The sequence below is a fragment of the Paenibacillus sp. 8b26 genome, assembly GCF_050626875.1.
Taxonomy (GTDB): Bacteria; Bacillota; Bacilli; order Paenibacillales; family Paenibacillaceae; genus Paenibacillus.
In genome coordinates this window covers 2,608,534-2,621,624 of sequence record NZ_CP192445.1, presented here as the reverse complement: position 1 = coordinate 2,621,624, position 13,091 = coordinate 2,608,534, and the positions used below count along the sequence as shown (strand labels likewise).

16 protein-coding genes and 1 pseudogene are annotated in these 13,091 nt (G+C 41.0%); 12 read left to right on the top strand and 5 right to left on the bottom strand.

Annotated features, from left to right (window positions below; translation table 11 throughout):
• The first annotated feature begins 55 nt into the window (after positions 1-55).
• From ACQ4MX_RS11925 to ACQ4MX_RS11910, 4 genes are all read left to right on the top strand, one after another.
• Complete coding sequence (locus ACQ4MX_RS11925) at positions 56-433, top strand: hypothetical protein (RefSeq protein ID WP_431090777.1); 378 nt, start codon at positions 56-58, stop codon at positions 431-433.
• A 225-nt stretch (positions 434-658) separates the two neighbouring features.
• A complete protein-coding gene (locus tag ACQ4MX_RS11920) occupies positions 659-1,147 on the top strand; it encodes a phage holin family protein (RefSeq protein WP_431090776.1) in 489 nt (162 codons plus the stop codon).
• Complete coding sequence (locus ACQ4MX_RS11915; RefSeq protein ID WP_431090775.1) at positions 1,104-1,868, top strand: M15 family metallopeptidase; 765 nt, start codon at positions 1,104-1,106, stop codon at positions 1,866-1,868. The genes ACQ4MX_RS11920 and ACQ4MX_RS11915 overlap by 44 nt, the downstream gene beginning before the upstream one ends.
• The gene (locus ACQ4MX_RS11910) at positions 1,868-2,074 is read left to right on the top strand and encodes a hypothetical protein (RefSeq protein WP_431090774.1); all 207 of its coding nucleotides are present in this window, start codon (positions 1,868-1,870) and stop codon (positions 2,072-2,074) included. Before ACQ4MX_RS11915 ends, ACQ4MX_RS11910 begins: the two co-directional genes overlap by 1 nt.
• Positions 2,075-2,279: 205 nt before the next feature.
• On the opposite strand, the gene ACQ4MX_RS11905 is transcribed toward ACQ4MX_RS11910, so the two are convergent.
• Both ACQ4MX_RS11905 and ACQ4MX_RS11900 read right to left on the bottom strand, forming a co-directional pair.
• On the bottom strand, positions 2,280-4,652 hold the full coding sequence (locus ACQ4MX_RS11905) for a S8 family peptidase (protein WP_431090773.1): 2,373 nt from the start codon (positions 4,650-4,652) through the stop codon (positions 2,280-2,282).
• Positions 4,645-5,751 (bottom strand): AAA family ATPase, encoded by a 1,107-nt coding sequence (locus tag ACQ4MX_RS11900; protein WP_431090772.1) that lies wholly within the window; start codon positions 5,749-5,751, stop codon positions 4,645-4,647. Before ACQ4MX_RS11900 ends, ACQ4MX_RS11905 begins: the two co-directional genes overlap by 8 nt.
• A gap of 252 nt (positions 5,752-6,003) precedes the next feature.
• On the opposite strand from ACQ4MX_RS11900, the pseudogene ACQ4MX_RS11895 reads away from it, so the two are divergent.
• A pseudogene (locus tag ACQ4MX_RS11895) lies at positions 6,004-6,258 on the top strand (aminotransferase class V-fold PLP-dependent enzyme); the annotation flags it as partial.
• A 423-nt stretch (positions 6,259-6,681) separates the two neighbouring features.
• Complete coding sequence (locus ACQ4MX_RS11890; protein WP_431090771.1) at positions 6,682-7,164, top strand: hypothetical protein; 483 nt, start codon at positions 6,682-6,684, stop codon at positions 7,162-7,164.
• Between the two features lie 257 nt (positions 7,165-7,421).
• Here ACQ4MX_RS11890 and ACQ4MX_RS11885 read toward each other — a convergent pair whose 3' ends face one another.
• Positions 7,422-7,625, bottom strand: coding sequence for a hypothetical protein (locus tag ACQ4MX_RS11885; RefSeq protein ID WP_431090770.1), 204 nt, complete (start codon positions 7,623-7,625; stop codon positions 7,422-7,424).
• Positions 7,626-7,889: 264 nt separating this feature from the next.
• On the opposite strand from ACQ4MX_RS11885, the gene ACQ4MX_RS11880 reads away from it, so the two are divergent.
• The 4 genes from ACQ4MX_RS11880 to ACQ4MX_RS11865 all read left to right on the top strand — a co-directional run bounded on the left by ACQ4MX_RS11880 (position 7,890) and on the right by ACQ4MX_RS11865 (position 9,981).
• Positions 7,890-8,078 carry a DUF3850 domain-containing protein gene (locus tag ACQ4MX_RS11880; RefSeq protein WP_431091315.1) on the top strand — a complete coding sequence of 63 codons (189 nt, stop codon included), beginning with the start codon at positions 7,890-7,892 and terminating at the stop codon, positions 8,076-8,078.
• Positions 8,075-8,365: a hypothetical protein gene (locus tag ACQ4MX_RS11875; protein ID WP_431090768.1), complete on the top strand. Its 291-nt coding sequence runs from the start codon at positions 8,075-8,077 to the stop codon at positions 8,363-8,365. Before ACQ4MX_RS11880 ends, ACQ4MX_RS11875 begins: the two co-directional genes overlap by 4 nt.
• 47 nt (positions 8,366-8,412) lie before the next feature.
• On the top strand, positions 8,413-8,877 hold the full coding sequence (locus ACQ4MX_RS11870; protein WP_431090767.1) for a hypothetical protein: 465 nt from the start codon (positions 8,413-8,415) through the stop codon (positions 8,875-8,877).
• 1,020 nt (positions 8,878-9,897) lie between these two features.
• Positions 9,898-9,981 carry a phage terminase small subunit-related protein gene (locus tag ACQ4MX_RS11865; protein ID WP_431091314.1) on the top strand — a complete coding sequence of 28 codons (84 nt, stop codon included), beginning with the start codon at positions 9,898-9,900 and terminating at the stop codon, positions 9,979-9,981.
• A gap of 80 nt (positions 9,982-10,061) precedes the next feature.
• Here ACQ4MX_RS11865 and ACQ4MX_RS11860 read toward each other — a convergent pair whose 3' ends face one another.
• Complete coding sequence (locus ACQ4MX_RS11860; RefSeq protein WP_431090766.1) at positions 10,062-11,078, bottom strand: SPRY domain-containing protein; 1,017 nt, start codon at positions 11,076-11,078, stop codon at positions 10,062-10,064.
• A 487-nt stretch (positions 11,079-11,565) separates the two neighbouring features.
• Between ACQ4MX_RS11860 and ACQ4MX_RS11855 the strand changes: the two genes are divergently transcribed.
• Positions 11,566-11,784 carry a hypothetical protein gene (locus tag ACQ4MX_RS11855; RefSeq protein ID WP_431090765.1) on the top strand — a complete coding sequence of 73 codons (219 nt, stop codon included), beginning with the start codon at positions 11,566-11,568 and terminating at the stop codon, positions 11,782-11,784.
• 90 nt (positions 11,785-11,874) lie between these two features.
• Positions 11,875-12,087, top strand: coding sequence for a hypothetical protein (locus ACQ4MX_RS11850; RefSeq protein ID WP_431091313.1), 213 nt, complete (start codon positions 11,875-11,877; stop codon positions 12,085-12,087).
• A gap of 289 nt (positions 12,088-12,376) precedes the next feature.
• On the opposite strand, the gene ACQ4MX_RS11845 is transcribed toward ACQ4MX_RS11850, so the two are convergent.
• Positions 12,377-13,030, bottom strand: coding sequence for an acetylglutamate kinase (locus ACQ4MX_RS11845; RefSeq protein ID WP_431090763.1), 654 nt, complete (start codon positions 13,028-13,030; stop codon positions 12,377-12,379).
• Positions 13,031-13,091 lie beyond the last annotated feature (61 nt).

Genomic DNA, 13,091 nt, shown 5'->3' with positions numbered 1-13,091 from the left:
AAAATATGGGCTTACGAGTGGTGGGCGTTCGAATAAAAACGAGAGGAAGATTAAAATGAAAATCGGGCCAAAGGTATACTATAGAAAAACGACAGGTGAGGTTATTTACATCACATCCCAAGTCGAATCTCCTTGGGCGGTTGAGACAACCAAAGAGGATGATATGGGATTTTACCCGCAACTCAAGGGATTTGACCCGGAAAAGGTTGAGGTGCTCAAGCTTGGCTTCGACGAATACACAGAGGATTTTGCGAGAGCGAAGAGTTACGTGGTGAACCCAGACACTGGCAAGTTGGAGTTTGCTTATGTGGACACTGGAGAGACAAAACCCGAATATCAGGCCCCATTAACGGATCAGGTCAGCGAACTAAAGGCACGCCAAGACAACACAGAGGCTGCATTGCTTGCTCTTATGGACACCACTACAACCTAACAAGGAGGTGAGGCATTATGTATGGATTTCTGCTTAATATGTGGATTATGGGCAGAATTGATGAGGAACGTCTTGACCGTTATAAAATTTATAACGGAAGATGAACAAAAAGAGATCTTAGCAACACCGCAAAATGTTTAACCTGCGTGTCCAATCGGATGCGCTTTTTTTGTGCCCCCGGATGGTCGGGGGCTTTGGTTTTGCTAAAAGACAGGGGGAGCAAGAGTGAGCCAAATTAAAATATTTGGCAGCACCATATGGACCGCAATGGTCGGAGCAACGGAAAAGGAGGCGGCGGCAGGGGGATGGTCTGCGCTTGTTGGACTGCTGGTTACGTTTCTTGGTGGGTGGGATAAACCGCTGAAGGTGCTGCTTATATTGATGTTGTTGGATTATATTTTTGGAGTTGCCGCAGCTATTAAAAACAAAAAAATGGACAGTGATGTGATGTTTTGGGGCGGCATCCGCAAGGCTACGGTTCTGACGGTAGTGGGTTTGTCTGCACAATTGGATGATTGGTTACAACCAGGCGCACCGATTTTCCGGACGGCGGCTATTTACTTCTACGCTGGCCGTGAAGGACTTTCCTTGGCCGAGAACTGGGGAGCAATGGGGATACCATTACCCTTCAAGCTTAAAAGTTTCTTGCAGCAGTTAAAAGACAAGGGAGATGGAAAAGATGCTGACACTGGAGCAAGTAAAGAGAAAATCTGAGAAACGACTGTTTGGGCCCCACCCGGTCATCCGTCAGGCAACTGAATGCCTCATTGATCGATGTTATGACCGAGATGTATGGATCATTATCACACAAGGATTACGAACGCATGCGGAGCAGGATGCTCTGTATGCTCAAGGACGCACTAAGCCAGGACAAGTCGTGACGAAAGCACGCGGAGGCTATTCGATTCATAACTTCGGATACGCAATCGACTTTGCGTTGCTACTTCGGGATGGTCGTACGGTATCGTGGGACACGCTGCGCGACGATGATAAGGATTCGCTACCGGATTGGAGCGAAGTCGTCGAAGAAGCAAAGCGGCTGGGCTTCGAGTGGGGCGGCGACTGGCGCAGTTTTAAAGATATGCCCCACATTCAGATGGTCTTTGGCCTTTCTACGGCAGATTTCCGGGCAGGAAAGCGCCCAACTCAAGCGCAGCTCAACACTGTGCTGGCTAAGATTAACTCACTTAAAACGGGAGATGATGAACCTATGACAGCAGAAGAAAAGGCAGCGTTTAAGGCGCTACAGAAACGTGTGATCGCGCTGGAAGCTGCAAATAAACTCGCGAAAGTGCCGGTTTGGGCCGAGCAAGCCTGTATTAATGCTAAGGCTGCCGGAGTGCTGGACACGGCGAATGACGGTAGCTACGACTTTTATCGCATGGTCACGATGCTTGACCGAGCTGGAGTATTTAAAAGGGGAGGTGTTGCATAATGACAGATTGGAAACGTAAATTGTCCAGCCGTAAGTTTTGGGCGTTGTTGGCCGCACTTATAACGAGCTTACTTACTGCACTTGGAGCCAATAATGACACGGTTATTCAAGTGACTGGCGTGATCGGTACGTTTGGTGCGGTGATCGCGTACATTTTAGCTGAGGCTTATGTAGATGGTAAGGCAGTTAGAAACGAGGAACTTTGAAAAGTAATAGGAAGCGGTAAGGTAATGCTGTTAGCAGTTCGTTTTAAGGGGAGCTTTTTGTTGAGCGACAGGTATAAATTAAAAATACTACTCAAAGTTGTATAAAATAAAAATTGTATTGGACTTAGAGAATTGATATAAACAGAGTCCAATACAATTTTTGGGTGAAGATATTTAAGAAAGAAGCAAAGAGGACAAAATTCTATTACTCTTTGTTATCGATATTAATGTCTTGTCTCAATCTAATATTTCTATGAATAAAGTTATTTGCTGATAGTAATTGAGTCACTTCATCATAGACGAGTTCTTTTCCGAATGGATCTCTTATTGTAATAAGCACACAAAAATCCTGAGCAAGTCCCATTCTTTCAATTTCCTCTTTAGCTTCTATAAAGTCTCTGTAAAGACCTGTCACCTTTAAATACCATTTCTTTGGAGACTGTAACAGCTTTTCCTTCTTACTTGGTGTAAGTTCTGACAAATCAAGAGCATATTTTTTGTTTGGATAAAATTTATCACCATATTGAACTAGTATTTTCTCAGTTTGAGAGAATTTCTTTAGGCTCTCAAGTGACTTCTTTTTACTAAAATTACTGCTGTTGAGAAGGTTTTGTGCACCGACACGACCTATGGGATTCCTAATATTTCTTTTAGTTGTATCTCTTGCAGTTTTCTGATCATAGGTACCAAACTTAACATCGATGTTCGATTGGCAGTATTCTGGACCTTGTCCATCAATTAGGACAGGAGTATTAACGACAGTCACTCTAATTTGTCCATAATAGTTCCCCTCTGAATCTATTAAAGATTCTGGATAAGGGAAGTCTAAAATCTCGATAAACTCTCCTTTGTTAAGACTATCTCGTAGAACAAGAGTGATTTCATGTGGATCATTATAAAGAATATCGGAAGAATTGGTAGGCATTCCAAATCCAAATTGATTTATTTTATTATTTATTGGTGAACTTACTTCGGCCGGAAACTTAGCAGAATGAATAATTAAGGACTTTAGCAAGATTGGATCAAATTCTTCGCTAAGTCTATCATTTAGGTCTGCTGCTAAGGCAGAAATTCTTGGTGTGGAGAAACTGGTTCCTATGTCGGCTTTTACACTTCCATCTGTCTTGAAGGAGCGAACACCGTTTTTAATAAGTTTCCCACTATTATCGACCCCAGCATTTCCACCGTAATGAACTAAATCTGGTTTAATGATATTAGATGGACCAGGTCCAATACGACTAAACGGTGATACATGGTTGTAAGGTGCAATATCGTTAGCTGTCTGGCTGTGGGCTATGGAACCCACAGTAAGAGATCTAACTGAATCAGCGCCTTTTGCAATCTTACTTACAGGATTCCCCTTTAGAAAGTTTGAACAGTTCCCAGCCGATTTAATTATTAAAACTTCATTCTCATCTTGGATATTGTCCAAGGCTATACCAAAGTCTGAGAATTCAGACAGCTTGACCTCGGTCTTGCTTCCCAAAGACATGTTCCATATTTTTATGCTCTCCCCGTATGCCTCAATTACATCTCTAACATTATCAATTAAGTCGGCTTCTGTAATTGTTTCTAAGTTTAAATTAGGGAAGACTCGTGCATCAAATAGTTTAATTCCTTGAGAACCTGTATAGGGGTGATTTTCAAGAAAATCTCCAAAACAAACAATACCAGCAACAAAAGTACCATGAGAAGGATCGATGAAATCTTCAGGATAATTAGTATGCCTTCCGACAATCCAAGGGGCAAGTTGTGGTATGTCAGCAATACCTGAGTCTAAAATTCCAACAACAGGATATTGTTTATCTTTGTCTGGCGCTGGGATTTGAATTGTCTCTTCAATAAAAAAATCGTCATCGACCAAGTCTATGGTGGGCATAGGTTCTATTGATAACACAGCACTGAAATCTTCAAGTTCACTTATAACTTCTAAAGAGTCAGCTATTATTTGGTGGATAGTAAGTTGTTCTGAATATTTCACGGTTTTATCTAGTTCCATATGTGGATTTCCAGATATCAGTTTTATAAATTCATTCAGTACAGTTGAATTTATTTGGTAATTATTATAATTGAATAATTTAACTTTTAATATATTTTTATCTTTTTTAATAGTGGGTTCGCTGTCTACTTCGATAAGTGGTTCAAACACTTCGATACCTTCTATGCCAGATATTGCTTTTGCATTTTTATCAAACTGCTTTAAATTATTACTAATTTGTGATAATTCTGATAATTTATCGATTCTGATCAATAATTCTTGATTATCAGAGAAACCTATAGTTTTCTCGCGTTTTTTAGCGTTAAAGAATTGTGAAAGTTCTGATCGGTGTGATTTTGCGATTGCATCGGTAACTAGCCTTGCTTTTATTACTACTGGGATATTATTATGTTTTTTAAACTTCTCGTTTACTCTAGTTTCAGCAATTTGTAGTTCATCAGTCAATATGTCTGATTTTGATTTCAATTCAACCTCACTCAAAACCCACTTTGGTGGTTGGTCTGAGCCACCGGCTTCTGTTTGGCGGTCATCTACTTCAAACCTTTTTTCAAAAATCTTAATAGGTAAGTTTTTATCCATATATTTTACCTTCCTCATCTTTCAGCATTTTTCTTACTTGCCTTACTGAAATACCCGTTTGTTTAGAAATCTCTGCTTGAGTTACTCCATTCTCATTTAAGTAACGCATAAGTGAAGTTTTATCTTTCTCAGTATGTTTGAATAGATAAATTTGATAAATGAATTGGGGATAGGTAACTGTTTTTCCTTCAGCGATTACTGTTGTCTTTATCGCATTATAACAAAGAACTTTAATATCTGAGGGAGATAATCCCTCTAATAAAGCACTGACTTTGAACAGCTTCTTTTCATCCTGTACGAAATCACAATCTATTGTGCTCAAAAATAATTGGACAAGCTTTTCAATTTCTGTTACAGGAGGTTTAGGTATTTCAATAACGGTTGAGAACCTCCTCCAAATCGCTGGATCTAATAATTTTTCGTGATTAGTAGCTGCAAGCAAAATATTATTTTGATTAAAATTATCAATATTCTGTAAAAGACTGTTTACTACCCTTTTAAGCTCACCGACCTCATGTTCATCATCTCTTGACTTAGCTATTGCATCAAACTCATCTAAAAATAAAATGCAAGGTCGTTCTTTGGCATATTCAAAGATTCTTCGTATGTTTTTTGCTGTACTGCCAAGAAGTGAAGAAACCATTGCATCTAATTTAGCTGTTATCAACGGTAATCCAGTTTGTTGAGAAATATAATGTGCAATACTGGTTTTACCACAACCGGGAGGACCATAAAGTAACAAAGATTCAGGAAGGTCTAGACCTAACTTAACAAATTCACTTCTGTGTTTTAATGAAGCAATGTAATGATCCAATTTTATTTTTGTTAGATCAGGAAGTACAATTTGCTCTGAAGTGTCATTAGCTAATGAGACATCAACCATTTCAAGGCGACTGTCCTGATCAACAGGCTTAGCCATAAACTCATCCAAATAAACAGGATGGGGAATTTTTTTTTCTAATATATTTTTGATTCTGTTCGCAAATTTTTCATCTCCTTCCGCTCTCAATTTATCAATTAGTAATTGAGTATAACTCTGGACTTTGTCACGATTTTTTTCTAAACCGCCTTCAATAATTTTCAAAAGTTCTGTTCTCATTAAATCGACTCCTTCTAAGCTGCCAGACAAAGGTGTTATTCTAGGATTTTGAAAAAACGTTCCTGTGTATAAAATGTACGTTATTTAATAATAATATTCCATTATTCCGTATTTGTGTACCTATTTTTGATAAAAAAGTTCGTTTTTAAAGAAAAAATGTTTTGAATGAGAAGATTGTCGTCCAAACGAGTATTGTATTTTAATGAAACTAATGTTTGCGTTTTTTTGTAAAATGTAAAAAAATACATTTGAACGAGCGAAGGGATAGAAAGCGATAATCTGGCCATGTTTGGGACGGCTAAGGCAGACGGCCGCACTTCCGGGCATATATTACAACTGCGGTTAAACATCACGCAGTGCTTCATGCCTGTGATGAGCTGGAAAAAGCGGGGTATGAGGTGACTTATGTCCCAGTCAACGGTTTTGGACGCGTGAACCCTGCGGATATTTGAGGCTGCCATTCGACCGGACATTTTTTTGATCAGCATGATGTATTCCAACAATGAAGGAACTGGAGATAAAGACAGGTAGGATAGTAACGGACATAAAGTTAGGGCTAGCGGCGCTGGAAGATATCATGGGAAGACAAGACCATCCTGCGGCATATCGTTATTCTGGAGGGCTGGGATCGTAGTCAAAAGATCATCATACCGAAGGGAGACGGAAAGAGGTATTTTAGAGAGCACTAAGGTATCTTTTTCGTCTTGTTGCCTTAATTATTTTCTTCTAACAAAACTTCTAACGGCTTCAAATTATTTATAAATATTTGAGGAACCTTATAGTGAATAAAATTAAATTGTTACAGGCTATGGGAGCGCATGGGTACTTACGGGAAATTTACCGGAACGCACTCGTAATGCGTAGGCCGGGGGTTCAATTCCCTTCACCAGCATTCTATGAAACTCAAGCACAGCGCGGATTCCAAGCTTTTTGGAGGCCGCGCTTTTTTGTGATTTTGGACAATCCTCTACCATTTTCCTACCCTTTAGTCTAGTGAAGTTGGAAACCAAGGCCAAGGACCATACAACCATCGTTAAACAGCTCAAACAGCAGCTCAAGGACGCTCAGACTGCTGGGGATGCAGAAGCAGCGGAAAAGGTGCAAGAACAGCTTCGTCAGTCGAATCTTGAAGTCTTTGCTCACAGCGCCCGGATCAAGGAGCTGGAAGCCGAGCTTAAAAAGAAGCTAGCGAAGGAAGTCGTGGAGAGAGTGCCGGAGTCCATCGAACAGGAGCTTGCTTCTCTGCGTGCTACTGTGGCAAAGCAGGCTCAGAGCAAAGCTGCTGCTAAGTTCACTGTCCACTTCGACGCTTTGGTTAAGTCTTTTACAAGACATTCAAGCAGTTCTCTATCAGGAGCCACCGAATGTGGACTATGCACAGCGGTTAGTTTCGGAGGCTATAAAATTCTGTAAGAAAGGCTGATTAAACATTAAAAGGAGTGTGTATTTTGGCATGTAAGGCATCCGGGGGCTATGATCCCGAAACTAACCGCTTCATTTGTAAAGTGACTGGAGATGACTGTGTGTTTATGCGGCCCGATTCAAAAGCATGTGCGGAATTATACGGAGAAAGGCCCAGACGCTGCTGATGATGGAGAGGCTTAACAGCCTCTTACCCCATACACCCTAGCCTGAAAGAGGAGGGTGACTACTGCAACTACCAATTTGAATCATAACTGAGAGAGATATTTTATACCTTCTACAATAATTATTAATGCGTAAGAGATAAATATAAAGTAAGCAAAAAAAGTTAGAGCTTTTAATGTTGTTTTTGGATATTTCTTTTTTGCCTCTGGATTACGAGTAATTACAAAAGCTCTGAATCCACCATAAAGTCCGATAGACATAAAAATAAATCCGAATACTAAATCCATCTTTTTATCTCCTAATTTTTTGAATTTAATTCTATCAGATTTAATAGAGGTTAACAACATGTTAAATGAAGCGACAGACAAAACGCTCTGTCAGGGCAAGGTGCAGATGTTGCCTACACCCGATCATAGCGTGTAAATAAAAGGAATGATGAAAGGAGCTGGTGATTGTGGCCGTACACAATCTTAAAATATTGCCTGAACATTATGCTGATGTGACTCATTTCAATCCTTTGAGACGTAAGACCGTTGAAATTCGCAAAGAAGATGATCGTGTGTTTTTTTGTTGGGGACTTTCTTCGGCTGAACGAGTGGGACGCCGAAAAGGAACAATTTACACGGCGCTCCAGCAGCTTCGTTGTTACACATATTCTGCGCGGTGCTTCTTATGTGCCAGAGGGATACGCAACGCTGTCAATTAGACCAGCGAATATACATGAGGAGGCGTTCGTATGATCAAACCTCAGTATCGCAGCGGAGGCCAAATCAAGGAGCGTCAACGCAGTATGGGTCCTAAATTACCGGGCTCAAATGCATGGGATGCTCCAACGTCAGTTCCGGATGCACTGCTTGCAGGATTGCACACACCGTTAACCAGACAGCAAACACAAGAGATCCGCGAGCTTGATCAAAATGGTGTACCACGTTCACAAATCCCTAGGCAGCTTGGACTGCCGAAGTTTCGTGTGTTGCATGAGTTGGCTGAGATTCATAAAAATAAGAGGGGAGTCAAACCCATATGAATAAGATTTTCGTCAGCTATTGAAGGAGTACGGATACCCTGCCGATCTTGTGGCAGGCTGGAGCATGGAGGATTGCGAGGCAGAATGGCAAGAGTTCTGTTCAAACATCATCCCGGAGTAATACAAACAACCCCCGCATTCCTTGGTTGGGCTCGCGGGGGTCAACAGTAACTATTCATTCCGCAGCTCGTCGGATAGACCAGACTGATCTGCACGCCGATAAAACGGCGAATGCGACTACTCTTAATGAAAAACAGAAGTGGGTATATAACCAATATCGCAAATTCGCATCAATGATTAGTCGTGCGCATTGGCTGATTATTGATCCAGAAGTTAAGGAAGCCTTCGACATTCGTTTTCTTCAAGGGTATACCCGCAAGGAGACTATTTTGTTTATGCGTCGCGGGGTTGCTCATAGTACAGTAGATCGTCGGATCGCTGACGGGATTGAGTCCATTGCGAACACACTGAAGGTCATGGGATTTTTTGAAGAGATTCAGAGAAAATTCTGACGACAAAGTGGGGTTTTTCGGGACATTTTGAAGACCACATGATGATTTTCTCATGGTATATTGATAACGTGGAAATCAGGCGAGAGTGACACGCACGGCTGCAGCAATGCAACGCTAACCCGGGCGTATCTCATCTCGCCTTAAATTTTTGTTATCCTTTTTTAATATTGTTGTTGAGGACTGCCTTGCTCTCTCGTCATGTGATAGTGGTGATGATGGTGATGATAGTGATGATGGATGTGCTGAATACCTTGAGGGGAACTATAGGGATGATAATGGGGATGATGTGTATGTTCATGGCCGTAAGAATAGGGTTGGGGATCCCTTTGCTGATCTCCTTGAACACAGTTTTCTGGTCTCATTGATTTTCTCCTTTCGTCTTATCATACTGTATCTTATGCCTATGCATGATTAGTGACACTTGACCTAAGTAAATTGGGCTACCTAAAAAAGGGCGGAAATAGTGAGCGATTAAGCGATTAATGGAGCACTATGGGGGATTGTATCTCATAATCGGCATTTGATGCTTTGACATTGTTTTTAGGTGATCGTTAAAATGGTCTTGTCATTCCTCTCTTGTAACTAAGTACAAATGCTTTTATGCAAGTGCGCAGCATTTTGCATCCCGCTTGCAGGAATAGGTTCAATCGCTGTTTCTTTTTTCGGGTTTTAAATAAGCGCCTTTCGACATTAAAGCCAATTATGGTTATGTAAGAATGTACTTGAAAAACACAGGGGATAAAAGGATTTCCTTTACTATTAATCAGGGAAGTCCAGGCGGCAGGCAAAAGGCCTCCGGTTCAGTAGGACCCGGTGAAACATACAACGAAATAGTAAATGAAAATTTCTGGTCCGTGGGCAGTAGGTACGTTCTATGTCAATTTAACATCTGGATCTGCTCCCATGTCTGGGCAGCTCGGAGTTCGTATTAGTACAGATTTGAATTTTTAAAAATTATTGTTTATAGAAAGGCGAGCCAATGCGGCTCGCCTTTTTTATTGGAGGTGGTGATTGTGTAACATGGCCAGAGAACGCAGTCCCGAGCGGGACAAGGCAAAACAGATGTGGCTGGAGAGCGGCGGGATGATGAAGCTATTGGAGTGAGGAGAATGCAAACGTTTAGTCTAGTAAATGTAAAAAAAGGACTCCATGGGCATTTAGCCGGATAGAGTCCTTCTTGTTGTTTATTTAGTTGAATACTCGCTTACTTCAAATGTGAGAATTTTATTGAAGATTACGTAGTCTTTACGGTTGCTGAATGGACCTTTGTTGTTATTATGCTTATCAATGGCAAAGAATGAAGCACCTCTGCCAGCATCTTTTGCGTCATACCAAGTGATGAAGGCATTCAGTTCTTTCTTACTCAGATCGAATTCTTTATCAAATCCATTGTCCATTGTTACAGTCAGAACAGCGCGGTCACCAGTTGGTTGGGAGGACCCATCTGTATCCGACGGATCCGGTGTTGTAGATGGATCAGGCTTTGTAGACGGATCCGGTGTTGTAGACGGATCAGGCTTTGTAGACGGATCCGGTGTTGTAGACGGATCAGGCTTTGTAGACGGATCCGGTGTTGTAGATGGATCAGGCTTTGTAGATGGGTCAGGTTTTGTAGATTCGCCAGTAGCTTGATAAGGTAAAAAACCTTCTGGTACAGAATATTTAAAAGCGCTTGCTCCAAAATTGGCTTCGTAAGTCATTGTTCCAGATGTTCCATTCATGACCATCGGGAAAACCTGAGACCCTTCTAGTTCAGATGGTTTAACGGTGTTGGCTCCCAGGGAAACACCATTCTTGTACCAAACAATTTTATCGCTATCTAAATCCAGTGCAACACCGATAACATCATTAAGTCCAAACGTAGGACCATAAGCTGTTCGTACGTCTGATGTAATGTTATTTATAATTTGACCACTATAACCGTAGTATCCTTGATATTTCGGACCAGATTCACCTGTTATTCCTACTAATGAAATACTGTGGCTAACCTTTACTTCCCAATACCATTTTCCTTTTGTTTTTCCCACTGTCGCTTTGTCGCTTTGTCCTACGCTCCCTAGAGAAGTTACTACAGATCCGTTTTTCCAAGTTACATTTGTAGTCTCAGCTTTTGTAACGGTAGGGAACAATGAGAACACTGAAACCCCAATGATAAGAGCTAACATGATTGTTCCTAGTTTTTTAAACATGATATTTTTCATGACTTCCTCCTAATATATGTAGTGACAACTGGATTATAAAACGGGGTTAGAAGGATTGTCTAAACATTAAAGTCTATATCTATAAATAAATGTTGATTTTTAGGATGTTTATTTCTATGGTGAAGTGTTAGTTCTTCCTTATACTTATGATAGGGCCACCAATGTTCTGTTGAATAACTGTTTCCTGAAGATTTGGGAGTGCGTTAGAGTAGTATCCAACGTAACAGTAATATATGAATGCAGAGGTGTTCTTAAACAATTTTGATGCAAGTGGAATATATAAGCTGAGGTTTTACGGCTCTCAACAAAAAGACTAGAACTGCATTAGAGCTCGTTTCTTATAGTGGCTGATTTTTTAACATTCCCTCTGCACCAATAGAAACTCTGTCCCAACGTAAAAAGGACCCTCAGCAACTCCGGTCCTTTTTGGATTATTCAGTACTCTCTTTGGCATTCAATATGTAATCAATTGCGTCATGTGCGGAGGTTGGAGCATCCCGAACATACACACTTATTCGTCGATGGTGACAGTGGTGGGCTGCAACTGGCAGAAGGCATTCAGCGTGATCTCATGGAGGTTGTTTCAGAAACCATTGACCAGCTACGCTCTATGAATGGCATGACTTTTTTGCTTAATGAACTGCTATGGTTGGAAGGGGAGGGGCGCTGTGACATTCAGTTGAATCTCGTAAGCAACAAGGGATAGCATTTACAGGGATTTTTGTCGTAGAAGGAATCGTTATATTGTTCACCGAATGAAATATTCGAGGTGATCGTCTTGAAGCATACATATAAAATGTTGAAAACAGACATGGAGCTATTTGGAGCGGCTTTAACCCAGGTACATGTATACGTTGTATCCGTCGATGAAGAATTACGTGTGACATTTGAGGATTATGGCGGAGTGGTGGAGGAGATTACACCAGAGTCGGTTAAGATTGCCAGTAAAGATTTTATACGAGAACAGTTTGAATTCCGGGTAGATTTAAAGGACTCCGCTGGCTTATAGCCGGGTACGGCGTCCTTTCGTCTTAGTTTCCCACCCAAGAAATACTTAGGGATTCAGCGCTGCGTTCGGGACTTGCTTTGGACAAAGCTTGGCGGAGACTCGCTGCGTTGTGTTCGCGATAGCTGGGGGTTTCAGGCTGTTGTCGCCAGAATTCATTCAAACCGTCAGCGTCTATAGCGTCGAATCCAAGTTCTTCAATAAGTTAAAAGGTTTTTTTAACTTCTCCGATGTGCAAAGCGCGCCTTTCAAGCCTTTTGAAGGCTGTGCCTTTTTGCTGAAATAAGTGGAATTACATAAATATTCCAGGTAATTGTTTGGCGATTGCGTCAGTGATCGTATCCGCCATCTCTAACGCTTCCGCCTCGATTTTATCATATATCTGAACACTTGTTTTATAATCCTTGGTGATCATTGAGACAGCCTCTGACTTTGTTAAAGCTAAGTGTTCGTAGAACATTTTCCTAAATTTTTCTTTAGGTAGATAGGGATTGATACGGCTTAAAAATTCGGAAATTTCATCGGCGTTGGAATACCACTTTTTCTCTGTTGCTGCAACCAGATTTTGATCTCCTGCTATGGCTGCTTTAACAAGATCCACAGCAAGGATTAAATGTTCCCTAATTAAGTTACTGTATGTTTGAGCAACATGATCACCATAAAAAGGTCGAAGTGAATTCCCCATATCTGTTGCATTTTGAAGAAGCCGGGCGGTAACCACGTCCACATCAGGTAAATGAAAGACCAAGCTAAGGATGGTCATCCTGGTCCAGGCTATATGTTGCTCCCAAAGCATACGCATGAAGCTTTTCAATTCAACCTTCGCTTTGCTTACACATTGAGGGATTTTTGTCATTTGAAGAGCGGTTGTTTCTTGATCTGATCGCCAATAATGATTGTATGGTTGTATTACATAAGGAAATACGCCTGTTGAATAGGGATACATACTTTTTCACTCCTTGTCTCGATAAATTTTATACCACTTGCATCTGCATATGTAGTACTAC